This is a genomic window from Collinsella aerofaciens, from assembly GCF_025289055.1.
Lineage (GTDB): Bacteria > Actinomycetota > Coriobacteriia > Coriobacteriales > Coriobacteriaceae > Collinsella.
In genome coordinates this window covers 1-26,028 of sequence record NZ_JAESIQ010000021.1, presented here as the reverse complement: position 1 = coordinate 26,028, position 26,028 = coordinate 1, and the positions used below count along the sequence as shown (strand labels likewise).

The window sequence follows — 26,028 nt, the reverse complement described above, 5'->3', positions numbered from 1 at the left end:
GCGTTTACCCAGATAAAACCTGCCAAAATAAACCTGTCCCTAATTGGCAGGTTTTGACACCCTAGGGGCGGGCGATGCTACAATCTGGCTTGTACTTGAAACGCATCAAAGGGGCCGCTATGGCAAAGGTAAAAATCAGCGACGTCGCGCGCGAGGCCGGGGTTTCGTTGGGCACGGTTTCCAACGCGCTCAACCATCCCGAAAAGCTGCGCCCCGAGACCCTCAAGCTCATTAACGAGACCATCAATCGCCTTGGCTACCTGCCCAACCAAAGCGCTCGTCAGCTCGCGGGCGGCGCCACCAAGTCCTTTGGCTTGGTGCTCCCCCGTCTCGACCACGGTTTTTCGCTCCAAATTGCCAGCGGCGCCCATAACGAGGCCCGCAAGCACGGTTACGACCTACTCATCGCCAACGCCGATAACGACGATATTCTCCAGGACCATTACCTGCGCTACTTTATGGGCACGCAAATGTCCGGCGTCATGGTTCAGCCCATGGCATCCCCCGACTGGCACCCCGCTATGACCAAGATGCCCGTGCCGATCGTCCATCTGGACATCCATTGCTCCGAGCCCGGTTACTACGTAGCGGCCGACAACGAGGCACAGGGGCGCATTATCGCCGAGCTCGCCATCGCCCGCGGCGCGCATCATATTGTCGTCGTCGGCCGAGCAGCATTTATGCAGCTCACCCTGCGCGTACTTGGCATTCACAAGGCCCTCGCCCTGCATCCCGATATCAAAATTGAGGTCATTGACGCCGGAGAGTGGAATACCGCAGCCGACGGCTACAGCATTGGCGCTCAGATTGCCGGGCGCCCTGCCGACGAACGCCCCGATTTTGTCGTCGGCCTAACCGACGTGTTAGCCTCGGGCGTTATCTCGGCATTGGTCGACAAAGGCATCTCCGTCCCCGAGCAGGTTCGCGTGGCCGGATGCGACGGCAACCCACTCGCTTGGAGCGGATCGGTCCCGCTCACTACGGTAGCGCCCCCGGGCTACGAGATTGGCCGCAAGGGCGTTCAATTGCTCATGGAGCAAATCGAGAACAAGACCCCGGCAAAGACCAAGCACGTCCACATCGGCTCTGCAGCGCGCACCGTCACCGCGGTCACGACCATCGAGGACATCAACCGCCAAGAACTCGTGCGGCCGTTCCTGCTGGAACGCGCCAGCACCCAGGCAAGCAGCCAGACCGACGCCACGGCCATCAACCTCGGTGCATATCTATAGCCTTTTCAGCTCACCTCAAACTCCGCTAAGCAGAAGGGCCCGGCAAGCAAAACGCTTGTCGGGCCCTTCTGTCTCTATCGTTTCAGCAGGGAAAATCATCGAGTCGTCCAAACGAAGCGAGCGGACCTCGAGTGCCGCAGGTTGTCGCGAAAGCGTAGCGCTGCGTACTTCATGTACGCAAGCGATGACTTAAGCGGCAAGATACGGCGCTCGAGACCCGCACAGCGTTCAACGAGTCCGCCGTTCGTCAGGACGACGGAACACCATTAGCGGCAGACAACGTCCACGGGCACGTTCAGGATCTTGGCGACCTTGAGAATCGTGTCGGTCTGGCTGCCTAGGCAGGCGGCCATGTGGTGAGTCGGGCCGGTCTCGTTCCAGCGATCCATGAACTCGCGGGCGCCGATCGAGAACTTCATGCGCATATTGGTGTCGCCGAAGGTAAAGATCGGACCGTTAACGTTCTCGCCCTCGGCAACCACGAACTTAAAGTTGCCGTCGCCGTCCTGAGTGATACCAAGGAAGGTGATGGTGCCGTGGCCGGGATAGAACTGGGTGAGGTAGCCGCCACCGGTCTTGCCGTGGAACACGGGAACAACCTTGAGCGTCGGCTTCTTGGCGGTCGAGATGTCGGCATCGCCGGAGCCGGAGTGGCCGATGATGACAATGTCCTCGGGAAAGTCGATGGAATACATCTCGGAAAGCTGGCCGGTGCCAGAGATGGTCTTGAGGATGCTCATGGCGATGGCGACCTTCATATCGCCCTCGACCGCGCAGCTCGTGCCCTGCTTGATGAGCATGGAGAACGCCGGGATGAGCATGGAGTCGAGCACGCCGGCCTGGCCCTTGGCATAGCCGTCGTAGTGGCTGGCGACCAGACCGATCTCCTCGTCCTTAACCCACTGCTCAAAGGCGACGACGTACTTGGCCATCTCCTGGATAGGCTCGTCGGTGACCTTGGCGCCGCCCTCGACGTCGAAGGTGTCGAGAATCTCGGCGGCCTTAGCGTCCACGGCAGCCTGGTCATCGATGTTGTCGGCGATAGCCCACATCTTCTCCCAATCGAACTGCTTGGTGTAGAGACCCAGACGGTTGTAGAGGTTGGTCTCGTCGATGTAGAGGTCCATCATGCCCGGATACGGACGGCCGATCTGGGCGATATTGGTGCGACGCAGACGACGGCGCACCTGGGCGGCACGGCACCACTGCTCGAGCTGCTCGGCCACGGCCGGGTCGCCGCCCTCGACAACACCGGTCACCACGGCGTGACGCTTGCCGGCACGGTTAAGGTCGGCTACGACCTCACCGGGAGCACCGCAGGCGTACAGATCGCCCAGCCACGTGGGGATATCGGTGTTGGCGTAGTCGGGCTGGGCCTTCTTTTGCACGTTGACCACGACGACGGGCACGTCCAGGTCGCGTACGACCGGCAGCACGTTGTAGCTCGTGGCATAGGTGAGCATCTGCAGGATGACCAAGTCGACATCCTCGGCGCGGAACTTGTCGCCCGCGACCTGAGCCTGTTCCTTGGTGGTCACCATACCGCCGTCGATAAGCTCGACGGTCGTAGGCAGCGTGGCCTTAAAGTCCTCGTACTGCTGCTCAAAGTTGGGAACGAGCTGCGGGAACTGCGGAAGATAGGCACCGAGGGCGATAGAAAAGACGCCAACCTTGGCCTTGGTGTTAACGAGCATGATTTCCTCCAATGAGAAAAGTTGATGATTGCAAGCAAGCGGACGCGGCGGTTATCAGATCAGCGCAACAGACATGTTTCTACCGCGTCCGCCTGCAGTTGCGCAGAGGGTGGGGCGAGGGTATGGGACTAAGCCTTCGCCCCAGAGGTTGCCGCGACAAGGCGGCGGGATAAAGCAAATTACTCGGCGTCGTCGAACGCGTTGTAGCGCTCGCCATGGAAGGCCCAGATAGCGGCGGCAAAGCCAATCAGGCACAGCAGCGACAGAACCAGGAAGGCGGCCTTGTAGCCGGCCACGGCGATGAACGTGGCAGTGAAGGAGCCGGCGACGGCGCACAGGAAACGCGAGGAGAACACGATGGCGCCGTTAGCAGTGGTGCGCAGCAGCGTCGGGAAGCACTCCTGCATCCAGACCTTCAGGATGCCCTCGAAGGCAAAGGCGGCACCGATGCAGTAGAGCAGCTGCGTGGCAACGTAGGTGACCGTCGAAGCACCAAAGAGCGGGAACATGAGGAAGCCGAGCAAGTAGAGTGCGGCACCCATGTAGAACAGCGGCATACGCTTGTCGGTATCGACAAACTTCATAAAGACGAAGTCGAGGATGGCGCGAATCGGGTAGCAGATCAGGCCGATGGTAGACACGACGGAGATAGGCAGCGACACGACGTTGGCGCCGATCCACGTGGAGAACTGACCGAGAGAGTTGGCTGGGATGTTGGTACCAATGTAGAAGATGGCAAGGGCGATGAACGGCTTGGCGTAGGGGCTCTTGAACAGGTCGGAAATCTTACCCTGGGCCTGCTCGCTCACCTTGCCTGCCAGACGGTCCTCGTGCGCCTTAATCCAAACCGGAGACTCCGGGATGGTCTGGCGGGCGATAAGCACCAGGATGGAGACAACGGCAAGCTGGGTGAACATGATCTGGCCGCCCAGGTAACCCCAGTCACCGACAACGGCGCCAATGCCCTGGGCAACGACAATACCGACAACCCACAGGATGTCCGAGAACAGCAGCATCTTGCCGCGTTTGTCATCGGGCGCCTCCTCGGCGATGGTCGCCAGTGAAACCGGCAGGTCGGCGCCGACACCCAGACCCATCAGAATCTCGCCCAACAGCAGCAGCGGGAAGGTCTGAGCAAAGATCATAGTGACGGCACCGATGATGAGCATGCCCATGGTGACCGAGAAGACCGGCTTGCGGCCAAAGCGGTCGCCCAGGCTGCCGCCCAGGATGGAACCGATGGCGATGCAGAAGGTGAGCGCCGCGGAAATCAGACCGAACTGACCGTTATCGAGGCCAAAGGTCTGCTGGTAAATGACCAGCGCCGTACCAGAAGAGATGATCGCGCACGAATCGATGTAGGATGCCATGCCCGAGACGACGGCTACCCACCAAGGGTTCACGTGGCGGTTGCGAGTGTTTCCCATTCTATTTCCCCTTACAATGTTTCCAAGCTGCCCAAACAGCAGCGATAAGACGGCGGTTTCCACGAGCTCCCCAGCAACCGGAACCGCCGGCTTTTCTTACCTACTAATCAACAAATGCTTCGTTGATCTTGATGCCAAAGTCACGGCAGGTATCCTTGAGGCCCTTGTCGCTAATCTTGTTGAGGAAGTCATCCGAACCGCCGTTGGCAGCACGCGCGGCCAGGTAAATCTCGGCGGCCTTCTCGACGGTGTGCGCCAGGCCAAAGGTCGTGTCGAAGTCAGGACCAGCGGCGAACAGGCCGTGGTGCGCCCAGACGATGGTGTCGTAGGTCTTCATGAGCTCGGAGCTTGCCTCGGCGATGGCCGGGCCACCTGGGACCATCCAGGGCACAACGCCCACGCCGGTCGGGAAAACGACGACGCATTCGGTCATCATCTGCCACAGGATACGGGTAAAAGCGCGGTCCTCCAGCGGCACCACGAAGGACATCTCGATGATGCCGGGGGTATGAGCGTGGTAAATCACACGGTCGGCGCCATCGGTACGGGCGGCGGCGACGCAGTGGTTCATGTAATGGCTCTCGAACTCACTGGTCGGGCGGGCGCCGTTGGCAAGACCCCACACAACGCGGAAGGCGTCGCCGGTCTCGTTGATCTCGACGATGCCGATGTTGGCATGCGGATCCTCCAGGACATTACGCATATACTTGCCCGAGCCGGTGCTCACGAAGTACTGGCCGGCAAGATTCTCGCCACGCACGCCCATCTTGACCCACTCGCGAGGCTCCTCAAAGAACGGTTTGGCCTCGGCGACCTCGTCGTCGGTCATGCGGTAGGTAAGGTTGCCGCCGTTGCGCTCATGCCAGCCCTGCCTAAAGCCGTCATCGCACAAGCGGCAGAAGCCCTTGATAAACGCCAGATCTTCCATTGCCATTGTCTGTCTCCTCTCCGGGACCCGCAGGTCCAATTGAAAAACGTGAAAAGCCGATTGACGGCGGCGCGGAGCATGGTGTCATGTAGGGCCTCCGCGCCGTATGTCATCGGAGAGAGCCACTCGTGCCCGGCAGGAGTCACTTGCCGCACGCGGGGCTGGGGGTAGGTGAAAGGTGAGTCGGGGGGGGGCAAGCCCCACTCTCGGTTAGGCCTGGACGCCCTTGGGGTCAATGCGCTTGACATCGAAGGAGCGGGCAACGCAGGCGCGGGCATCGGCCAGGTCGGCAAAATCGCCGCCGGCGATCATCTGCACGATAAAGTTGCCGATGCAGGTACCCTCGATGGGGCCGGCGAACACGGGGAGCCCGCAGGTGTCGGCCGTCATCTGGTTGAGGTAGTAATCCTGGCAACCGCCGCCCACGATGTTGATGCTCGTGTAGTCGTGACCCGAAAGCTCGCGCAGGCCCTCGATGGCCTTAGCATACGAACGGGACAGGCTGCAGTAGTTGGTGCGCATGATCTCGCCCACGGTGCGCGGAACCGGTTCGCCACCCTCGGCGCAGGCCTGCTTAATCTCCTGGATCATGGAGTCGGGAGCCAGGAAACGATCGTCATCGACATCGACATAGGCCTCGAAGGGCTCGGCCTCGCGACAGAGCGCACGGAGCTCGTCAAAGCCGACCTTGTGATCCATGAGCGCCTTGTGCGAGGTCTTGCCCTCGACATAGTCGACGCCGTTGATCTCGCGGCGAACGGACTGGTTCATCCACAAGCCCATGATGTTCTTGAGGAAGCGGTAGCGCTTGAGGTAGCCGCCCTCGTTGGTAAAGTTCTGCTTGCGGGCGAGCTCGTTGGTGATGGCGTGCTGGTTCTCAACGCCCAGCAGGCTCCACGTACCGCTCGAGATATAGACGGCGTTGTCATCCTTGGCGGGAACGGCCAGGAAGGCGGAGCCGGTGTCGTGCGTAGCGGGCAGCACGACAGTCGCGGAATAGCCGATCTTCTCGGAGATGTCGGCCGTAAGCTCGCCGAGCACGGCACCAGGCATCGTCGGCTCCAAGAAGATGCCCTGGGGAATACCAAAGCGCGAGAGGATCTCGGTGTCCCACGTGCACTTCTCGGCGTCGAGCATGCCGGTGGTGCTCGCGTTGGTGTACTCGTTGGCCTTAATGCCGGTCAGACGCCAGTTGAGATAATCCGGAATCATCAGGAAGGTTCGGGCTGCCTCGAGTTGCTCGGGATGCTCGTTCTTAAGGGCGAGCAGCTGGTAGAGCGTATTGAAAGGCTGACGTTGAATACCGGTACGGGCATAGACCTCGGCCGGATCCATAATTTGGTCGGCAACTTCGTAGATGCCGTCAGTGCGGGCATCACGGTAGGCGACCGTGTCACCGACGATCTTGTTATGCTCATCGAGCAGCACGAAGTCAACGCCCCAGGTATCAATACCGATGGTGGCCGGAGCCTGTCCGGTCTGATCCTTGACGGCACGCAGGCCTGCGACAACATGGTCGAACAGAGCCTCAACGTCCCAGCAGTCGTGATCGCCTATGCGCTTCTGCTCGTTATCGAAGCGGTAAACCTCCTGGTAGGACATCTTGCCCTCCTCGACCCAGCCAGCAAGGACGCGACCGCTCGAAGCACCGATATCGACTGCTGCGTAATGCTTGGACTCGATGCGACTCTCCATGTGCTCTCCCTTTTTGAAGCGATTCATTTACGGTTTTCATTATTATTTGAACCGTTTCAATTTCAATATGAGTCATATCCAGTCCGGTGAGCGGTTGTTTTCAATCGGTAAACGGTAGTCTTTTTTGGTTTGAACCCTATAGATACAAAGATGCGGCCACCCGTGTTAAGCGGATGGCCGCATCTTTAAAATGCTATTGAAATGGCTTACATGCAGACGCTAGCGCACGGCCTTGACCGCCGCCGTAAGGTCGAACAGCGTATCGAGCACGGCCTCGCAGCCATCCACCACGTCCTGCGGCAGCGGCACGATATCGGGGACGGCAAAGACGTGGCAGCCGGCCGTAATGCCCGAGACGCAGCCGTTGCGCGAATCCTCGACCACGGCACATTCCTCGGGAGCAAAGCCCGCGCGCTCGCAGGCGAGCAGGTACATCTCGGGGTCAGGCTTGCCGTGCACGACGTCCTCGCCACACGTTACCGTTTCAAACTTGTCAAAGAGGCCAACCATCTTAAGGTTGCGCTCGGCCGTAACGAGGCGCGACGACGTCGCTAGACCAACGTGATAGCCTGCAGCCAGCAGCTCGTCTAGGCACTCGGCGGCGCCGGCCTTAAGCTCCAGTTCGGTCTTGACCATCTCATCGCGAATCTCCTTGTGGCGGGCATAGACCGCCTCGGTGGTTTCGTGGCTGCCGTAATGCTTATCAAGGATGTCCATGACATCGGGTAGGGTGCGACCGATAAACTGATGGATCAGCGCTTCATCAATCGCGACCCCCAGCTCGGCAGCGCCCGCCTTCCATGCCTTAATGCCCAAACGCTCGGTATCGACCAGCGTTCCGTCCATGTCAAAAATTACAGCCTTGATCATATCGGCCCCCTCACCGGATTGCATTACTGACACTCTACCGCACTTTACAAACTTGTATATAACGTATATAGCATATTGTGCCTTCGTTACATAGATAGAAGTCTTATGACAAGCAGCCCGATAGGATTATAGTTTTCGACCGAGCACATATTGGTAAGGAACGTTTCATGCTTTCAAACATCACCGCACCTGCAGAGGAGCTTCAGGACAAACTCGCAGCGCTCGAACAGCTGCTTTTGGCATATGGACGCGTCGCCATCGGCTTTTCCGGCGGCGTCGACAGCAGCTTTTTAGCCGCGGTCTGCGCCCGCATCATGCCTGCCAGCACGCTTCTCGTTCACCTCACCACGCCGCTCATCGGCACGCCTGAACAGGCTTCGTTTGAGCGCTCCGTTGACGGGCAAGCCAATGAGGAGCCGCACTTTAAGCTCCCCGTGCTCAATCTTTCGGTCGATCAGTTGCAGCTCCCCCAAGTAGCCTGCAACGATGCTAATCGCTGCTACCACTGCAAGCACGCCGGCTTTACCGCTATCGTCAACCACGCCAAGTCGCTCGGCTTTCCCACCGTCATCGATGGCAGCAATGCAAGCGATCGCGGCGACTACCGCCCTGGCATGCGCGCGGCAGAAGAGCTCGGCGTACGCTCCCCTCTTATGGAGGTTGGATTTACCAAGGATGAGGAGCGCGAGTTGCTGCGCGCATGGGGCTATCCCGTTTGGAACCTGCCGGCGGGAGCCTGTCTTGCCACGCGCGTCCCCACGGGCGAGGAGCTTACGCGCGAGAAGGTCGATTTAATCCGCGTCTGCGAGGACTACCTGCACGATCTTGGTCTGACGCAGGTTCGCGCGCGCTTGGTCGGCGGCTGCATGCATATCGAGGCCGCGCCCGCAGATGTCGCCAAGATTGCCGCCCTCGGCGGTACCGCCGTCGATGCCGAAGGCAAGACCCCGCTGCCCGCCGCCATCGAGTCCGCGCTGCGAGAGCTGGGCTGCGGCCATATCTCCCCCAAGGTCACCCCCTACATCCACGGCAACATGAACCTTTAGGTTACGCCGTTTTACAAACGGCGTAACTGCTCGGCGCTGCGCGGGCTCCGGGCACGGCAATCTGACGTTCAACTTCACGGGCGCGACCAAAAGGTCAGCGCCCGCTTGTTTCACATCACCTTACCGCACCCGAAGCCCGCTCGCTCGCATATGCTCAACCTGGACTGCGTTAACTGACCTGCCAAAAAGGGACAGGTTTATTTTGGCGGGTTTTATCTGGGGAAACGCAAAATAGCCCCACATACACAACCACCGCAGCTCCATATGAGGCAAATGAATCAGTAGCGTCTATCCCAAATCTTGAGTATTTGTTCGACAGAACGGCCCCTGCCGGCTCCTGCTAGACTGGTAGATTCCCAACCGTCCATCCAGGAGCCGCAATGTCGCGCAAGTCCGCCTACAAGCAAGTACTTTCCATCGGCGCCGCCGTGGTGCTGGGGTTTGCGCTGTTCACAGGGTCGCTCGACGGAGCGCCCAAGTTGTTGTCGCCGCAAAGTGATGAACAGGCGGCAGCTCTGGCCGAAAAACAAAACGAAAGTCCCAGCCGCACCGACGACGAGGCGGACCTGGTCGATCGGCTCGAATCAGGAACGGCGAGCTCCCCGGACCCTCAAAACAGCCAGGACTCTGGCGATGGCTCCGATTCCGCCACAACCGACACCGGCGACGGCGCTTCCGCGGACAGCGCCGCCACCCCCATCGACGAGGTCGAAAACCCCGACCTCAACCGCGCCCGCGGTGTTTATCTCAGCAGCATTCCCGACTACGCCGGCAACCCCTACGTTGCCCTGCGCGCCGACAGCACGCACCCGCTCGGCACACCATCATTCACGCTCGATGAATACGAGCGCGCTACAGAAGAGGGTTGCTTTAAGAAGTTCTCCAAGCTTGACAGCCTGGGCCGCACCCGCAAAGCGCTCGCCTGCGTGGGCCCCGAATCACTCGGTCAAGGCGAGCGCGGCGATATCTCGCGTATCCATCCCGCTGGATGGCGCCAGCAGCGCTACGACTTTATTCCGGGCCAGAGCCTCTACAACCGCTGCCATCTCATCGCCTGGTCGCTCTGCGGCGAAAACGCCAACCGCAAGAATCTCCTCACCGGCACGCGTTATCTCAACGAGACAGGCATGCTGCCGTTTGAGGAGCAGATTCTCGGCTACATCCTCGAGACGGGCAACCACGTGCTCTATCGCGTCACACCCATGTATAACGAAGAGGAACTTGTCTGCCGCGGCGTGCGCCTTGAGGCGCAATCGGTCGAGGACCACGGCAAGACCCTCTGCTTCCACGTGTACTGCTACAACCTGCAGCCGCACGTGCAGATCGACTACGCCACCGGCCGCAACCAGGCATCCGGAGACTAGTGCCGACCGCACCGCCCGTAACCCAAAAATGATTCGTTTTCCTCCATCCCCATGGGATCAAAAAAGGCCGCCCAGGATTACCCAGGGCGGCCTTTTCGTCAGCGTCCACATTGCAGGCAAAACCACACGCTACTTGGCGCGGCCCTCCTCATAGCGCTCGACCAGCTTGGCCTGAACATCGTAGGGAACCTGCTCGTAGCCAGCGGGCTTCATGGTAAAGTCACCCGTGCCGCGCGTGATAGAGCGCAGGCGCGTCGAATAATCCGTCAGCTCTGCCAGCGGCGCCTGGGCAATGACCACGGTGTCGCCGCGCTCATCGGTCTCCATACCCGTCACGCGACCGCGCGATGCCGAGATGTCGCCCATCACAGCGCCGGCGTAGCTTTCGGGAATAGTCACCGTGATTTCCTCGATGGGCTCCAGCACCACCGGGTCGGCATCGGCGCACGCCTTGCGCAGGCCGATGCGAGCCGCCGCGCGGAACGCCATCTCGTTGGAGTCGACGCTGTGATACGAGCCGTCGTACACAGCCACGCGAATGCCCGTGAGCGGGTAGCCGGCAATGATGCCGTCCTTCATGGTCTCCTGGACACCCTTGTCCACGGCGGGGATGAGCGAGCGCGGGATGCGGCCACCCACGACCTCGTCTACAAACTCATAGCCATCGCTCGTGCCGTCGGGCCCAATGAGCGGCTCAACGCGCAGCCAGCAGTCGCCATACTGACCGGCACCGCCAGTCTGTTTCTTGTGGCGGCCCTGCGCGCTTGCCGTACGGCGAATGGTCTCGCGATACGGAATGCGGATCGGCACGCTCTTGGCCACGACCTTGGTGCGATCCTCCAAACGGTTGAGCAGCACCGAAACCTGCGCCTCACCAACGGCGGAGATAATGGTCTGGCCCGTCTCCTCGTCACGATCGATGCTCATGGTCGGATCGGCCTTGCAGGCCTTCTCGATAAACGTGTAGAGCTTCTCTTCGTCGCCGCGATTCTCGGCCTCGATGGCGATGCGGTACTGCGAGTTGGGGAACTTAAACGCCGCAGCCTCGACCTTGCCGGTAATCGAGAGCGTATCGCCCGTCTCGGCCGCCAGCTTGGGTGCCACGATAATGTCGCCGGCATAGGCGTGACCGACCTCGGTCATGTCGCGGCCGCACATCACATACAGGTGAGCCAGACGGTCGCCCTTGCGCGTGCGCGCGTTGACCAGCTCAAGGCCCGGCTCAAGCGTACCCGTCAGCACCTTAATAAAGCTGATGCGACCCTGCTGCGGATCGGCCAGGGTCTTAAACACAAACGCCACCGGACGATCATCGTCGCTTGAAATCTTGAGCGAATCGCCGTCGATAAGCGGCATCTCGCCGTAGTCGGTCGGCGCCGGGAAGTATGTGGCGATGTCGTCCATCAGCGAGTTGACGCCCTGCTCCTTAATGCAATCGCCCGCAAAGACCGGCACAAAGATGCGCTCGGCGATCGCCTTCGACAGCAGGCCTTCAAGCTCCTCCTGCGTCAGCGTCTCCTCGCCTTCCAAGTACTTCATCATCAGTTCATCGTCAGCCTCGGCCACCAGCTCGCACAGATGGTCATGGGCTTCCTCGGCCTGGGCACGATACTCCTCGGGAATCTCCGACTCAACGGCTTCGGTGCCGTTGCAATGGCGCGCCTTCATGCGCACCAGGTCGATGATGCCGTCAAAGTCCTCGCCCTCGCCCCAGGGAAGGGTCACGGCGCCCAGGCGCGTGCCAAAGCGCTCTTGCAGCAGGTCCATCGTGGTCGCAAAGCTGGCCTCGGAGCGCGACAGGCGGTTTACGAACACCGCACGCGCCAGTCGCAGGTCCTCGGCGGCATACCAGAGCTTAACCGTCGTAGGCTGCGGGCCGGCCTCGGCGTCGACCACAAACAGAGCCGTCTCGCAGACGCTCATCGCGGCAAAGGCGTCGCCGATAAAATCGGGGTAGCACGGGGCATCGAGCACATTGATGCGCGCGCCCTTCCAGTCGATCGGCGCGATGGTCGTCGAGATGGAAAATGCACGCTTGACCTCTTCGGGGTCATAGTCGAGCGTGGGCTTGGTGCCGTCGTGGCCGCCCAGGCGGGCGGTCTTGCCGGAAAGGTGGAGCATGGCCTCGGCGAGTGAAGTCTTGCCCACCCCGCCTTGGCCTACGAGCACCACGTTCCTTACGTTACCGGTCTTGGGAGCACCCATGATGACCTCCTTGCAGGGCCGCGCGCAATGCGCGACGCCAACGGGGAGAGTTCGCGGTCGGTGCCATCCCGGGAGCAGCATGGTCGGCAGCCGAGCCGACTCACCCTCCAAATGTCCTATGCCACCACCCTACCCTCACGGGCGGCTGTCCATGCATACCTTTCGGCGCACGTATGAATACAGGCGGCGAGAGGACAGAGCAAGTATGCCAGGCGATTATTAAACCCCATCGATACAAATAAAAGCCGCCGCAGTCCATAAGACCCGCGGCGGCTTCTTCTCAATACATAGCTGAGCTTAGCCCTCGATACGGCTCAAGAACTCACGGGTGCGCTGCTCACGCGGATGGTCGATGACCTGCTCGGCAGGACCCTCCTCGACAATGCGGCCGCCATCCATAAAGACCACGCGGTCGGCAACATCGCGCGCAAACTGCATTGCGTGGGTCACAATCACCATCGTCATATTCTGCGCGGCAAGGTCTTTAATGACACGCAGCACCTCGGCCGTCAGCTCGGGATCGAGTGCCGAGGTCGGCTCGTCAAAGAACAGGATCTCCGGATCGAGCGCCAAGGCGCGGGCGATACTCACACGCTGTTGCTGGCCACCCGAAAGCTCACACGGCACCTTGTTCTCGTTGCCCGTCAGCCCCATTTGCGCAATCAGCTCGTGAGCGCGGGCTTCCGCCTGCTCGCGCGGGCGCTTAAGCACGCGGATCGGCGCGTCAATGATGTTTTTCATCACGGTATAGTGCGGGAACAGGTTGTAATTTTGGAACACCAGGCCGAATCGCGAGCGCGCCTGCTTGGGCACATCGCCCTTCGCATAGACCGCGCCCGAACCCGCATCCGTCGCAACGGTAAGGTCGCCAAACGAGAGCGAGCCTCCGTCGAGTGTCTCGAGCAGCGTGGCACACCGCAGCAGCGTGGACTTGCCGCCGCCCGAAGGCCCGATAATCGCCACGACCTCGCCACGCTTCACCTCAAGCGAGATATCCTTGAGCACCTCATTGCCGCCAAACGCCTTGCGCGCGTTTTCGATTTTCATCACTGAGCTAGTCATGATAATAGTCCAGCTTCTTTTCGGCGGCGCCCAGCAGCATCTCGACCACAAAGTTAAAGACCCAGTAGATCAGCGCCGCGATCGCAAACGGCACCATGCTCACCTGCGAGGCGACCAGCGCCTTGGCCGTCGAGAACATCTCACCCACGCCAATGGCAAACGCCAGCGACGTGTCCTTGACCAGCGTGATGATCTCGTTGCCCATCGCCGGCAGAATACGCTTGGCGACCTGCGGCATCACGATATACAGAAACGTCTGCACGCGCGAATAGCCCAGCACCTCGGCAGCCTCGTATTGACCGCGCGGAATGGACTGCAAGCCCGAGCGATAGATCTCGGCAAAGTAACCGGCGTAGTTGATGATGAACGCCACGATGCACGCCGTCCACTTGGAATCGGGCGTGAGCGAAATGCCAAACACGTAGTACGGGGCAAAGTAGATGGCAAACATCTGCAGCATGAGCGGCGTACCGCGCATGACCGAGATATAGATGCGCGCAATCCAGCGAAGCGGCGCGATTTTGCTCATGCGCATAAACGCCACGGGAATTCCCAGCGGAATCGACCCCAGCAGCGTCAGCACAAACAGCTGCAAACTGACCAAGAATCCCTGGCCAAGCATCTGCATCATGACCTGAATAGACAACCTACCTTCTCCTTCGCAGCAACAGAACGGCTAATCTTATTCTCAAATAGGCACAGTGCCCAAGATTGCGAGCGACAAGCCCGACGAAGCGTACTTTGGTACGCGAGGAGGGTTGGAGCCGCAAGGTTGGGTGCTGCGGCTATTTGAGAGCCCAGTTGTCGAAGGACAGGCCGTAGCTTGCATACTTGTCGCACAGGTCCTGAACCGTGCCGTCCTCATAGAGTGCCTTGAGCGACTCGGTCACGGCGTCGGCCGACTTGGTGTCGCCCTTCTTAAAGCCGACGGCGTAGTGCTCGCTGGACAGCGGCTCATCAAGCTGCGTATAAGCATCGGGCTTGGCGGCAAGCTGATACTGGGCAATCGAAAGGTCGCACGCCACGGCATCGACCGCGCCGCTCTCGAGCTGCATAAAGGCCGTGTTGTACTCGCCGATCGTGTCGAGCGTGGCAAACGTCGCTGCCAGATCCTTCTGGTCACCCTCAAGCACGTCCTGCGCAGCGGAATCAGTCTGGGTAATCACAGTCTTGCCGGCAAGATCGTCCCAGCCCTTGATGCCCGCATCCTTCTTGACCACCAGCACCTGCTCGTTGAGCATGTACGGCTCGGAGAACGTGTAGTCGTCCTCACGGCCCTCCATGGTAAAGCCGTTCCAGATGCAGTTGATGGCGCCCGAGTTAAGCAGCGTATCCTTGGCGTCCCAGTCGATGGCCTCGTATTTGACCTCCCAGCCCTGCTTATCGGCAACAGCCTTGGCCAGATCGAGATCAAAGCCGGTGTACTCGCCATCGTCGCCCACAAAGCCGTACGGAGGATAGGACTTATCGAAGCCCACCACGAGCTTCTTGGACTCCGCAGCACCCTTCACATCCTTGGCCGCGGCAGAGCCAGCAGCGGAGCCCTTGCCGGCACCACCGCCGCAACCGACAAGACCAAGGCCAAGCACCGTGGCGAGCGAGCCGGCTAGACCAACAAACTGACGACGAGACATATCGGTGTTCATGGTATTCCCCCTTGATGGCACTTTAGTTAAGTAAAGTGAGTCGTGTAACGTCCAGAATCATACACTTTAGCGTGATAGAGCACAAGGCGAGTTTGCCCGCCGCGTGAGGGGTGTGGGGGTTAAGTTTCCTGCTCTACAGTCCTGCTCACGACGGAGGCCACATTAAGTGGCCTCCTGTTCGTGCGGAACTCGCGATAAACTTAACCCCCACACCCCTCACGCGGCGGGCAACCGTCGTTGGGCTTATCGCTGACACGATTAAACCGCTTGCATATCGTCTGCTGGCTTGGCACGGTACAATACTTGCAGCTTTAATTCATGAATTAGTGGAGTTATTGATGGCAGAATCTCGTGCGGAGCGTAGGGCTCGTCGTGCTTTGGTGGAGGCGGTTGAGGGGTCGAAGGAGGAGAAATCTTCTACGAAATCCAAGTCTTCTAAAGCTGCAAAAAGCAAATCGGCTAAGGGCAAGGCTAAGGCCAAGCGTCCCGGCTCTCGTCGGAGCGAGGACAAGGCGTCTCAGACTCGCTCCAAGCGCTTGCATAAAGATCCGGCTTCGTCTGCGCGTAAGGCTGTGGACCCCAAGTCTCCCTGTTCGATTATGAAGGCTTGCGGTGGATGCACGGCGCTCAATCGTCCTTATAAAAAGCAGTTGGCAGCCAAGCAGGCCGCCATGGAGGAGCTTTTTGCTTCGCTTTGCGAGCGCGAGGGCATTAGCGTCGACCCCATTCGCGGTATGGGCGTCTCCCTGGGCGACCCGGGCAAATATCCTGCGCCGCGCGGTTTTCGCCATAAGGCCGCCACTCCCTTTGCTCCCGGTAAGGAGGGTGCTGTCCGTTGCGGTTTCTTTGAGCGCGGCACGCACAAGATCGTTGCCGTACCCGAGTGTCCTGTCGAGGCACCGGGTGCCCGTCAGATTCTCAACGGCATCGCACGCGAAGCTGAGCGGCTGCATATTCCCGCCTTTAATGAGGACAAGCATCTTGGTTTGCTTCGCTATGCCGTCGTCCGCTGCGGTTGGCGTACCGACCAGGTCATGGTCACGCTCGTGACCGCTCAGCGCGACTTGCCGCATGCGCAGGAGTTCTTTGAGGCTGTCGCCGCGCTCAATCCGCACATCGTCACCGTCGCCCAAAACATCAACGGACGTCCCGGCAACGCCATCCTCGGCGAGGAAACCCGCATTGTATATGGCGCCGAGTGCATGCGCGACCAGCTGCTCGGCTGCGAGTTCGATATCTCCCCCACCGCGTTCTACCAGACCAACCCGCAGCAGACCGAGCTGCTCTATCAGCTCGCGATTGACGGCATGGACCTGCAGCAGGGCGACGTACTCATGGATGCCTATTGCGGTAGCGGAACTATCGGCCTGTGCGCAGCCAAAGCCGCCCAGGACAAGGGCGTCGGCATTATGCTGCTTGGCGTGGAGCGCAACCACGCCGGCATTGCCGACGCACGTCGTAATGCCGAGCTCAACGGCCTCACCCGCAGCGCTTGGTTTATGGCTGACGATGCCACCGACTACATCCTAGATGCCGCCGACAACAACGAGCGGGTCGATGTCCTTTCCATCGATCCGCCGCGCGCCGGCTCTACCCCCGAGTTCCTCGAAGCTGCCTGCGCGCTTAAGCCGCGCCGCATCACCTATATCAGCTGCAACCCCGTGACTCAAGAGCGCGACCTGCATCAGCTTCTCGACGGAGGCTATCGCCTGCTCAAGATCACGCCCGTCGACATGTTTCCTCACACCGACCACACCGAAACCGCAGCGGTCCTCGAACGCCGCTAACCAACCTCAGTAGATTTTTGGGACAAGAAAGGGGGCGACCCGTCTGGGCCGCCCCCTTCGCTTGGTTTATAAATTCCGCTACATCCCCTTGCGCAGATCGCACACGCCGGCTGCCGCCATCTCGCGCAGCAGCGTCTCGCGGTCGCGCGTCACGATCAAATCCAGCGGGAAGTGAATCTCGTCGAGCATCTTGCGCGCGTGATCGAGCTTGCCAATGGCCATGCCAATGTGGGCATCGGTTGACACGCCAATGCCCACGCCCAGCTCGGCGCAGCACTCGGCGATCTTGCGGCATACGGCCCAATGCTCAGTGTCGACACCGTGTTCAAGACTATGGTTGTTGATCTCGATAATCTTGTGCTTGGCCTTAGCTGCCAACAGCACCTCGTCGATATCGAACGGCACGCCCGAACGCCCCGTGTGACCCAGCATGAACACCTTGGGGTGCTCCAGGGCATTGATATACATCTCGGTCGTCTGGGCCAGCGTCGCGCCTTCAGCAATCTGCGGATTATGCACGCTCGCAACCAAATAATCCAAATTTCGCGTAACCAAATCGAACAGCGAATGCTGACGGCTGTACGAATCGCCGGCAATATCGAGCGTGACAGGAGTGTCCTCGCCAAACAGGCTTCCGTCCAGCGAAACGATATCGGCCTCGGCACCACGCAGCACCAGCACGCCGCTCCAAATGCGCGGCCAGATATCCTGGTTGATAAAGAATTGGTAACTGCGCAGGTCATTGGGGCAAGCCGTAACCATAGAGCTCAGATGGTCGGCAGATCCGAGCACCTGCAGGCCACGCTCTGCCGCCCAGTACACATTCTCCTCAATGGTCGAATATGCATGCGCAGAGAATATCGTATGGGTATGAATGTCACAAGAAAGCAGGTAGGGCATCAGGTCTCCTTATCTGGCACGGCCGTCGCTTATATTCATTGTACGCATAGCCTTCGATAGTCGTAAAACCACTCCATCCCAAAGACACAACGTCCATGACAACGGGGTCTGGCTTAACACCAAACCCCGTTTCACGTAAAACATTGTAGGCAGAGCGCTTTACTTTTAACGATACTCGTCCGCCAACTGTTTCCAAGCGGGTAGCGAATTGATAATCGTTTCGTAACTCACGCAATAGCCCAGGCGGAACCAACCCGGCATACCAAAGCTGTCCGAGGGAACCGCAAGCAACTCATACTTCTTTGCACGCTCGCAAAACGCATTCGCATCGGGTTCCAGCGCCTTCACCCACAGGTAGAATGCACCATCCGGCTCAACATAGGTGTAGCCGTACTCCGCTAGTGCGTCGGTAAGCGCGGTGCGGTTGCGCGCATAGGCCTCGACATCACTCGGCTCATCGATGCAATCGATGATTACGCGCTGGAAGAGTGCCGGTGCGCATACAAAACCTAGCGTACGGGCAGCACCCGCAACAGCCGGCATCAGACGGGCAGCCTGCGGATTGGTGTTGGGAACCAAGATCCACCCCACGCGCTCGCCCGGCAGCGACAGCGACTTGGAATACGAGTAGCACACGATGGTGTGCTCGTAGATCGAGGGCACCCAAGGCACCTCGGCACCGTACACAATCTCGCGGTACGGCTCATCCGAGATGAGCATAATCGGATTCTCGGGATCGCGCTGAGCGTTGGCCTCGCGCAGAACATTGGCCAGTCGCGTCAGCGTGTCGCATGTATATACGGCACCGGTCGGATTGTTGGGAGAGTCAATGATGACGGCCGCCGTCTTATCGCTGATCGCCTTGAGCACGTTGTCCACGCTCAGCTGGAACGTATCTTCATCGGCGAGCGCCTCAACACACGTACAGCCGGCCTTCTCAATCCAAACGCGATACTCCGGAAAGTACGGGGCGATAACAATAACCTCGTCGCCCGGGTTCGTAACGGCGTTGAGCGTGCAGGTGAGCGAAGCCGCGGCACCCACCGTCATAAATACGTCTTTGCCCTCATAGCTCGTGCCAAAGCGGCGGTTGAGCGATTCGGCCACAGCGGCACGACATTGCGGCAGGCCCGGTGCGGGCGTGTAGCCGTGCAGCTGGTCGCTCGGCAGCTCCAGGGCCTTCTTAATCGACTCAGTCACAGCAGCGGGCGCCGGAACGCTCGGATTGCCCAGCGAAAAATCGAATACGTTTTCCGCACCGATCTGCGCCTTGCGCTCAAGGCCATAGCTAAAAATCTCACGGATGATGGAGCTTTCCGCGCCGCGAGCATACATAGTTTCGTTGATCATCTGTTCCCCTTTCGCATATGCGCTATTGTACGCTTTAGCCGAGCAAAGTGCCGCAGCAATGGAAATTGGGGGCAGACTTAAATGCGTGAAAACGCTCATTTAAGTCTGTCCCCAATCAACAGACGGCCCCATATCGCTCAAAAGAAAAAGCCTCCGCAGGTTTCCCCGCAGAGGCTTTCGCCACAAAGACTATTTGTCGGCGTCGGCGTCGGTATCGGTATCGGCATCGACGACGGCATGGTCATCGTCAGCATCATCGGATGCGGCTTCGGCATCCTCCTGCATGGCCGCCTGCGCAAAGGCCGCGGCATCAGCCGCCAGCTCCTCCTCGCTCATACGAGGCGCGCGCTTCTTGGTCGGCATGCCGGCCGCCTTGGCATTGCGCTCCTCCTTGGCCGCCAGGATATCACCCTCGCGCTCAAGGTAGGCATCCCACTCGTTGTCGAGCAGGGCGTTCACGGCGTCGCCTTCGACGGTCTCGCGCTCAAGCAGCACCTTCGCCATCAGATCGAGCTGATCGCGACGGGCGTCCAGGATCTCGACCGCACGACGATGGGCCTCACGCATAATGCGCTGAACCTCGATATCGATGCGGCGCGCCGTCTCCTCGGAGTAATCCTGGTGATCGGCGTAATCGCGACCAAGGAACACCTGATGTTGCGCCTCGCCAAACACTTGCGTGCCCAGCTCCTCGCTCATGCCCAAGCGCGTGACCATCTCGCGCGCCATCTTGGTTGCGCGCTCCAGATCGTTGCTCGCGCCCGACGTGATGTCATCGCACATGAGCTCCTCGGCAACGCGGCCGCCCAAGAACACGGCGAGCTCGTCGAGCATCTCGTTCTTGGTCTTGAGGAAGTGGTCCTCCTGCGGAAGCTGCAGCGTGTAGCCCAGAGCCTGACCGCGGCTGACGATCGAGATCTTGTGGACCGGATCGGAGTGCTCCAGGATGTGGCCCACCAAAGCGTGACCGCTCTCGTGGTAGGCAATCGTGGTGCGCTCGGCCTCGGTCATCACGCGACCCTTGCGCTGCGGTCCGGCAATCACACGCTCCATCGATTCCTCGACCTCGTCCATCGAGATCACGGAACGATGACGGCGAGCAGCCAGCAGCGCAGACTCGTTGAGCAGGTTCGCCAAATCGGCGCCAGTAAAGCCAACGGTCATCTGGGCGAGCTTCTCAAACTTAACGTCCTCGTCCATCGGCTTGTTCTCGGCATGCACGCGCAAGATCTGCTCGCGGCCCTTCACATCCGGACGGTCGACCGTAACCTGACGGTCAAAACGGCCGGGACGCAGCAATGCCGGATCCAGGATGTCAGGACGGTTGGTCGCAGCGATCAGGATGACCGACTCGCTTTCCTCAAAGCCGTCCATCTCGACCAGCAGCTGGTTGAGCGTCTGCTCGCGCTCGTCGTGACCGCCGCCCAAGCCAGCTCCACGCTGACGTCCCACGGCATCGATCTCATCGATGAAGATGATCGACGGGGCCTGGGACTTGGCCTCCTTAAAGAGGTCACGCACACGGCTGGCGCCGACACCTACGAACATCTCGACAAAGTCGGAACCCGAGATGCTAAAGAACGGCACGCCCGCCTCGCCGGCAACGGCCTTGGCCAGCAGCGTTTTACCGGTGCCCGGAGGGCCAACCAGCAACACGCCACGCGGGATCTTGGCGCCCAGCTTGCGATAGCGATCCGGATCGCTCAAAAAGTCACGGATCTCCTCGAGCTCCTCGACTGCCTCGTCCACTCCGGCAACGTCTTCAAACTTGACCTTGGGGCGTGTGGCCTCGTTGGTCTTGGCGTTGGTCTTGCCAAACTGCATGTTCCTGTTGTTGGCGCCCATCATCTGGCGCATAAAGTAGAACATGATGGCGATAAGGGCGATCGTCGGAAGCACACTCATTGCCAAGTCGCCCCAAAAATCGGGATCGTTGGTGTTGACGATGTACTTGGTATCGGGGTGCTCCGCCATGAGCTCGGCAAGCGAATCGGAGCCGACATAGGTCGAAGAGAAGCTCTTGAGCTCGCTCGTATCGCCCTTGTCCTTCTTCGTCTTCCAGTAATGACCCGTCACGCTTCCGTCTTGAACCGTATAGGTCAGATCTTCGACGCGATCCTGCTTGATGGCGCTGACCATCTCGCTCGTCGCGAGCTTAACGGTATTGCTGGAGCTGGCAAAGCCGGAACCCATATTAAAGAAGGCATAGCCCAGAAGCGCGCAAGCCAAAAGAAAATACAGCCAGCCCGTACGCGTGGGCTTCTTGCTTCCGGGCATCCCCGGTATCTTTGGGTCCCGGGGAGTCTGGGAATTGTTGTCGTTACGGTCGTCGGGCATCTTACGAATAAACCTCCGGTTTCAAAATGCCCAGATACGGAAGGTTGCGATAGCGCTCGGCATAGTCGAGGCCGTAGCCCACCACAAAGGCATCGGGGCAATGGGTTCCAACATACTTGGGCGTGATGGCCGAGACGCGGTCCTCAACGTCCTTCCACAGGAAGGCGGCGACCTCCAGAGAAGCGGGCTTGCGGCTCTCGAGGTTCTTCATCAGATACTTGAGCGTCAGGCCCGAGTCCAGAATGTCCTCGACGATCAGCACGTCGCGACCGCGGATGTCGATATCCAGGTCCTTAATGATACGCACGATACCCGAGGACTTCACACCGTCGCCGTAGCTCGAAACAGCCATGAAATCGATGTTGGTCGGCAGCTCGATCTTACGCATCAGGTCGCCCATAAAGACCACGGCGCCGCGCAGGACCGCAATCAGCACCAGATCCTTACCCGCGTAGTCGCGCGTAATCTCCTCGCCCAGGCGAGAGACGATACCGTCGATATCCTCCTGCGTAAACAGAACCTTCTCGATATCCGGATGTTGAGAAGCCATGACAACCCTTTCTTGTGCTTATCGCCCACACACCGCCGTATGGACGCGAACTACACATTCTAGCAGCGCACGGGGTAAATTTACCAGCCCGTGCGCCATCAGCGCGGGAATACCGTCAACGTCGCACAGAATAGCAGGCGTGGGACGCTATTCCGCATCGACCACGCGGAGCAGATATGCCACGCGCGTTGCGGCCGTGCACTTAAAACGCTCGTCCGCGCGAACTCCGGCGACCCACACCACGGCACCCCCCGGCGCCGTCCTCACCATGGGCACGCCGGCGCGCTCGGAAACGGGAATGCGAGCCTCACCTAGCAAATCGGATACCTTCTTGCTTCGGCCACTCATCCCTAACGGGCACATCACGTCTCCCGGCGCGGGACCGTCCACCCACAGGCGCGCCAATCGCGCCTCGGCAGGGATCTCGCCACGCGAGCCCGCCAGGATCCGCTCACTATCGCTGTCGGCAAAACCCAGGGCAGCCGCGTCTACCAAAGCTGTCACTTCCCCGGCAGCCGCAAGCTCACGGGCGCGGCGCACGATATCGCATCCCGGCTCAACAGCCATCGGTTCTGTGACCAGCATACGTCCCCCGCCCAACGGCAAACGACCGGGTACGGTAACCCAGCCCGCGACCAGGCCCTCGCGAGCCGCCGGCGCCTTAAACGCCAGCATGCCAAACTCAATGCGTGCGTCAATCCCCGCCGGAAGCGTGACCGAGCCGGTGCCCTCGGCAACGCAGGAAAGGACTCGCTCCACATGTCGCATCTCGGGACGAGCGTCCGGATCGATGCGCTTAATCGCCAGTCGCACGATGCGCCGCGCGATTACCACCTCGGCCGCAGCCAGGCGCCTGGCATCGAGCACCAGCGCACCCGCTGCCTCTTTGCGCAAACAGCTTCGAAACGCCTGTGCCGAAAGCTGAGACAAAAACGCGTCCTCATCGCCTAAGATCTCGCAGGCGGCGCCAATCGTCTTGCAGACGCTCGCGTTGCGCTGCGCCACCACTGGCATTACTCGATGGCGCACGTAGTTTCGCAGATACGAGATATCCTCATTGCTCTCGTCTTCACGCCACGGCTGACCATGTACCTGTAGATAGCCCACGAGCTCGCCATGAGTTAGGTCGAGCAAGGGACGTACCACGATATTCCTCCGGCGAGGAATGCTCGATAGGCCAGCGGGGCCCGAACCCTTAATCGCGTTCATCAAAAACGTTTCCGCGCGATCCGAAGACGTGTGCGCGGTGCAGATACGAGCCGCCGTTCGCGGTGCCCCCGTCTGGGCGCAGAGCTCGCGAACATACCTCCGCGCCGCGGCATAGCGCACTTCGCGGGCCGCGGCCTCAATATTGCCCGACTCCCCATCAAAATAAGCGTGCTCCACGCACAGCGGTAAACCATATTTCGCGCAGAGCTCACGCACAAAGGCCTCGTCGCCATCGGACGCCTTGCCGCGCAGATGATGGTTTACATGCAGCACATGCAGGCGCTCGCGAGCAATGGGGGCAACACCGCGCCCGTCTTGGATATCCAGCTTGGATGTGCACGCCATAAGAAGCAGTGCCGTCGAGTCCGCGCCGCCTGATACCATGAGCACGACAGGAGCAGCCTGCTGCCTCGTTCGGGTCTCATCGACTGCCCCGGGCACGGCATGGTGTCCGTAATGCTGTGATACCGTAGGCATTTGCTTCCTCCTCTATTCGTCCGCACCCATTGTATCCTTTGGAATCTTATGTCTCGTCTGCACCTTCATATCCTTGGCAGCGGCTCAAAAGGCAACTGCGCGCTCATCGAAGGCCCCCGGGGGCTCATCATGATTGACGACGGTCTTTCTCGCCGCGAGACATTAAAGCGCATGGCAGAACTGGGACTCTCGGCAGACAACGTCTCGGCTCTTCTCATTACTCATGAGCATAGCGATCACATCAAGGGTCTCGATGTCTGGTGCAAGCACTGGCACGGTCCCCTCTTTGCCAGTAGGGGCACCCTTTCGAGCAAAGAAAATCTTTCGCATCTGCCTGTCGAGGAATTCGACCCCGGTGACACCCTATCCATTGCCGGCATCCACGCGCAAACCTACTCAACATCACACGATGTCATAAATCCAATCGGCTTTCGATTCGACGCCCTCGATGATTCCATCGGCTTTGCTACCGACACCGGAGAGCTATCGAGCCAAGCCATGAACACCCTCAAAGATTGTCGAGTCCTCGCGCTCGAAAGCAACCACGATGTGACCATGCTGCGCGAGGGAGAATATCCCCGCTTTCTTCAGGAGCGCATCCTGTCTGCAAGGGGACACCTCTCCAACGGCCAAGCCGCCGAAGCCGCGCGCGAACTTGTTACCGATCGCACCGAACAGCTCATTGCCATGCATATCAGCCAAGACAACAATCGTCCGAGCCTTACCGTCAAAAGCTATGCCAAAGCTCTAGCCGCAACCCTGGATGACGAGCTCGGCAGCTCCGCCACCCTTCTCCAAGGATCGCGAAAACTCTCGATACGCCCCGCAAGCCAGTATCGGCCAGCAACCATTCAATAGACTGTCCTAAACAGCAAAAGGGGCCGGGAATCGCTTCCCAGCCCCTTTTGTTGTCTTTTAATAGCGAAGAACACCAACGAAGTTATTCAATGGAGATCTTCGTAACGTTCTTCTTCTCGACGATCTTGGGAACCGTAACGGTCAGGATGCCGTCAGCGTACTTAGCCGAGAGGCCCTCGCTCGAAGCGTCCTTAAGATACACGCCACGCGTCGCGCTGTACGAGCTGAACTCCTTCTGCAGGAAGTTCTTGCCCTCGTTCTCCTCGTCTTCCTCGACATTCACGCTAATGGACAGACGGCCCTCGTTAAGCTCGACATCGATATCGTCCTTGGCGACGCCGGTCAGATAAGCCTTGACCTCATAGCCATCGCCCTTATCCTCAACGTCAACGGGGAACGCCTTAGAGGCAATCGAGCTGTTCGCTAGGTCGCTCATATCATCAAACAGATCGAACAGCGAGCTTGCAGAGGGACGAACGCCAAAAACCGAACGATAAGGAACCATGCTTGCCATGTTTACCACTCCTTTATAGGACTGCCGAGTCATCTTCCAGGTGACTGGGACTTCTTTTGACGCTCTTATATATGCCCACCCAGTGCTCATATATACATCGACTATAAAGTTTTTTGAGTCCAGTACTATAAGCATATCTAAGTGCGTATGACTTAGGTTTTAGGAAGGTTAAGGTTTTTTGAACCAGAGCTTAAATACCGAGTATGTCCCCAGCTACAAATAACAAGGGGCTTACAATGAGCGCGTACACGTTGTTGGTAACGAGCTAAAGGGCATCATGGACGACCAAAACCAGAACAAAATGTTTATGCCGACGCAGGGGGAAGATACTTCCACGCAGCCGCCACGGTTCCATCGCCCCCACATCTCGCAAGAGCCCATTAATGATCCGGAGCCCGAGTATGTGACGAGAAATCGATATCAAACACTCGAGGATGCCCAAACGGGGCGTAAACATATGGGCGTCGCCTCGGGAGACCCTGTACATCTGAAAGACGCACCATTATCTAAAAACAGCGCAGCTAGTGATGAGCCGATGAAAGCATCCGCCACTCATCTACAAAGAGGTCCTCGACCAAAGCAAACCTTGACGCATTCGGCTCGCTATCTCGAAACGCCAAAACAGGGAAAATCAATCTTCGTTTCATCAAGTAAACGACGCAAGCAGCATCGACTGACAATCCTGCTTTTGATCATTGTGGCCATAGCAGTTGCCCTTGTTATTCGATTTATCTTCTTTAAATAAAGGCTCAATACCAAAAACGATAAGATCGTCTGGTGTAATAGAGTCATTTACGCCCCATAAACGCAAAAAGGGGGAGGCCGCGAGGCCTCCCCCTTCTCAGTTCAAGCGCACGGCTCGGTGCCGTCCACCGGT

21 protein-coding genes are annotated in these 26,028 nt (G+C 59.3%); 6 read left to right on the top strand and 15 right to left on the bottom strand.

Features of this window, described 5'->3' with window-relative positions; translation table 11 throughout:
* Positions 1-119: 119 nt before the first annotated feature.
* On the top strand, positions 120-1,232 hold the full coding sequence (locus tag JMJ97_RS07270; protein ID WP_260699722.1) for a LacI family DNA-binding transcriptional regulator: 1,113 nt from the start codon (positions 120-122) through the stop codon (positions 1,230-1,232).
* Between the two features lie 266 nt (positions 1,233-1,498).
* On the opposite strand, the gene JMJ97_RS07265 is transcribed toward JMJ97_RS07270, so the two are convergent.
* From JMJ97_RS07265 to JMJ97_RS07245, 5 genes are all read right to left on the bottom strand, one after another.
* Positions 1,499-2,926: an arabinose isomerase gene (locus JMJ97_RS07265; protein ID WP_260699721.1), complete on the bottom strand. Its 1,428-nt coding sequence runs from the start codon at positions 2,924-2,926 to the stop codon at positions 1,499-1,501.
* A gap of 179 nt (positions 2,927-3,105) precedes the next feature.
* Complete coding sequence (locus JMJ97_RS07260) at positions 3,106-4,353, bottom strand: MFS transporter (RefSeq protein ID WP_260699720.1); 1,248 nt, start codon at positions 4,351-4,353, stop codon at positions 3,106-3,108.
* A 103-nt stretch (positions 4,354-4,456) separates the two neighbouring features.
* Positions 4,457-5,287, bottom strand: a complete 831-nt coding sequence (gene rhaD / locus JMJ97_RS07255; protein WP_260699719.1) for a rhamnulose-1-phosphate aldolase — start codon at positions 5,285-5,287, stop codon at positions 4,457-4,459.
* A 204-nt stretch (positions 5,288-5,491) separates the two neighbouring features.
* Positions 5,492-6,976, bottom strand: coding sequence for a rhamnulokinase (locus JMJ97_RS07250; RefSeq protein WP_260699718.1), 1,485 nt, complete (start codon positions 6,974-6,976; stop codon positions 5,492-5,494).
* A 219-nt stretch (positions 6,977-7,195) separates the two neighbouring features.
* The gene (locus tag JMJ97_RS07245) at positions 7,196-7,846 is read right to left on the bottom strand and encodes an HAD family hydrolase (RefSeq protein WP_260699717.1); all 651 of its coding nucleotides are present in this window, start codon (positions 7,844-7,846) and stop codon (positions 7,196-7,198) included.
* Between the two features lie 167 nt (positions 7,847-8,013).
* Between JMJ97_RS07245 and larE the strand changes: the two genes are divergently transcribed.
* Positions 8,014-8,892 carry an ATP-dependent sacrificial sulfur transferase LarE gene (gene larE / locus JMJ97_RS07240; protein WP_260699716.1) on the top strand — a complete coding sequence of 293 codons (879 nt, stop codon included), beginning with the start codon at positions 8,014-8,016 and terminating at the stop codon, positions 8,890-8,892.
* A 380-nt stretch (positions 8,893-9,272) separates the two neighbouring features.
* Complete coding sequence (locus tag JMJ97_RS07235; protein WP_260699715.1) at positions 9,273-10,256, top strand: DNA/RNA non-specific endonuclease; 984 nt, start codon at positions 9,273-9,275, stop codon at positions 10,254-10,256.
* 129 nt (positions 10,257-10,385) lie between these two features.
* Here the strand turns inward: JMJ97_RS07235 and JMJ97_RS07230 are convergent, their stop codons facing one another.
* From JMJ97_RS07230 to JMJ97_RS07215, 4 genes are all read right to left on the bottom strand, one after another.
* Positions 10,386-12,461: an elongation factor G gene (locus tag JMJ97_RS07230; protein ID WP_022093945.1), complete on the bottom strand. Its 2,076-nt coding sequence runs from the start codon at positions 12,459-12,461 to the stop codon at positions 10,386-10,388.
* A gap of 297 nt (positions 12,462-12,758) precedes the next feature.
* Positions 12,759-13,523 carry an amino acid ABC transporter ATP-binding protein gene (locus JMJ97_RS07225; RefSeq protein ID WP_276550587.1) on the bottom strand — a complete coding sequence of 255 codons (765 nt, stop codon included), beginning with the start codon at positions 13,521-13,523 and terminating at the stop codon, positions 12,759-12,761.
* Positions 13,516-14,154: an amino acid ABC transporter permease gene (locus JMJ97_RS07220; protein WP_260699743.1), complete on the bottom strand. Its 639-nt coding sequence runs from the start codon at positions 14,152-14,154 to the stop codon at positions 13,516-13,518. Before JMJ97_RS07220 ends, JMJ97_RS07225 begins: the two co-directional genes overlap by 8 nt.
* 154 nt (positions 14,155-14,308) lie before the next feature.
* On the bottom strand, positions 14,309-15,169 hold the full coding sequence (locus JMJ97_RS07215) for a transporter substrate-binding domain-containing protein (protein ID WP_260699714.1): 861 nt from the start codon (positions 15,167-15,169) through the stop codon (positions 14,309-14,311).
* A 338-nt stretch (positions 15,170-15,507) separates the two neighbouring features.
* Here JMJ97_RS07215 and rlmD point away from each other — a divergent pair, with 338 nt between their 5' ends.
* Positions 15,508-16,956 carry a 23S rRNA (uracil(1939)-C(5))-methyltransferase RlmD gene (gene rlmD, locus JMJ97_RS07210; protein ID WP_260699713.1) on the top strand — a complete coding sequence of 483 codons (1,449 nt, stop codon included), beginning with the start codon at positions 15,508-15,510 and terminating at the stop codon, positions 16,954-16,956.
* 78 nt (positions 16,957-17,034) lie between these two features.
* On the opposite strand, the gene JMJ97_RS07205 is transcribed toward rlmD, so the two are convergent.
* The 5 genes from JMJ97_RS07205 to tilS form a co-directional block, all read right to left on the bottom strand.
* On the bottom strand, positions 17,035-17,856 hold the full coding sequence (locus JMJ97_RS07205; RefSeq protein WP_260699712.1) for a phosphatase: 822 nt from the start codon (positions 17,854-17,856) through the stop codon (positions 17,035-17,037).
* Between the two features lie 165 nt (positions 17,857-18,021).
* The gene (locus tag JMJ97_RS07200; protein WP_260699711.1) at positions 18,022-19,206 is read right to left on the bottom strand and encodes a pyridoxal phosphate-dependent aminotransferase; all 1,185 of its coding nucleotides are present in this window, start codon (positions 19,204-19,206) and stop codon (positions 18,022-18,024) included.
* 189 nt (positions 19,207-19,395) lie between these two features.
* On the bottom strand, positions 19,396-21,483 hold the full coding sequence (gene ftsH / locus JMJ97_RS07195; RefSeq protein ID WP_260699710.1) for an ATP-dependent zinc metalloprotease FtsH: 2,088 nt from the start codon (positions 21,481-21,483) through the stop codon (positions 19,396-19,398).
* Positions 21,484-21,544: 61 nt separating this feature from the next.
* Positions 21,545-22,093, bottom strand: coding sequence for a hypoxanthine phosphoribosyltransferase (hpt, locus tag JMJ97_RS07190; RefSeq protein ID WP_022093938.1), 549 nt, complete (start codon positions 22,091-22,093; stop codon positions 21,545-21,547).
* A gap of 147 nt (positions 22,094-22,240) precedes the next feature.
* Positions 22,241-23,779 carry a tRNA lysidine(34) synthetase TilS gene (gene tilS, locus JMJ97_RS07185; RefSeq protein ID WP_260699708.1) on the bottom strand — a complete coding sequence of 513 codons (1,539 nt, stop codon included), beginning with the start codon at positions 23,777-23,779 and terminating at the stop codon, positions 22,241-22,243.
* Between the two features lie 48 nt (positions 23,780-23,827).
* On the opposite strand from tilS, the gene JMJ97_RS07180 reads away from it, so the two are divergent.
* On the top strand, positions 23,828-24,637 hold the full coding sequence (locus JMJ97_RS07180; RefSeq protein ID WP_055310181.1) for an MBL fold metallo-hydrolase: 810 nt from the start codon (positions 23,828-23,830) through the stop codon (positions 24,635-24,637).
* 82 nt (positions 24,638-24,719) lie between these two features.
* Here the strand turns inward: JMJ97_RS07180 and JMJ97_RS07175 are convergent, their stop codons facing one another.
* Positions 24,720-25,151 carry an Hsp20/alpha crystallin family protein gene (locus JMJ97_RS07175; RefSeq protein ID WP_055310182.1) on the bottom strand — a complete coding sequence of 144 codons (432 nt, stop codon included), beginning with the start codon at positions 25,149-25,151 and terminating at the stop codon, positions 24,720-24,722.
* 277 nt (positions 25,152-25,428) lie between these two features.
* On the opposite strand from JMJ97_RS07175, the gene JMJ97_RS07170 reads away from it, so the two are divergent.
* Positions 25,429-25,896 (top strand): hypothetical protein, encoded by a 468-nt coding sequence (locus JMJ97_RS07170; RefSeq protein ID WP_260699706.1) that lies wholly within the window; start codon positions 25,429-25,431, stop codon positions 25,894-25,896.
* Positions 25,897-26,028 lie beyond the last annotated feature (132 nt).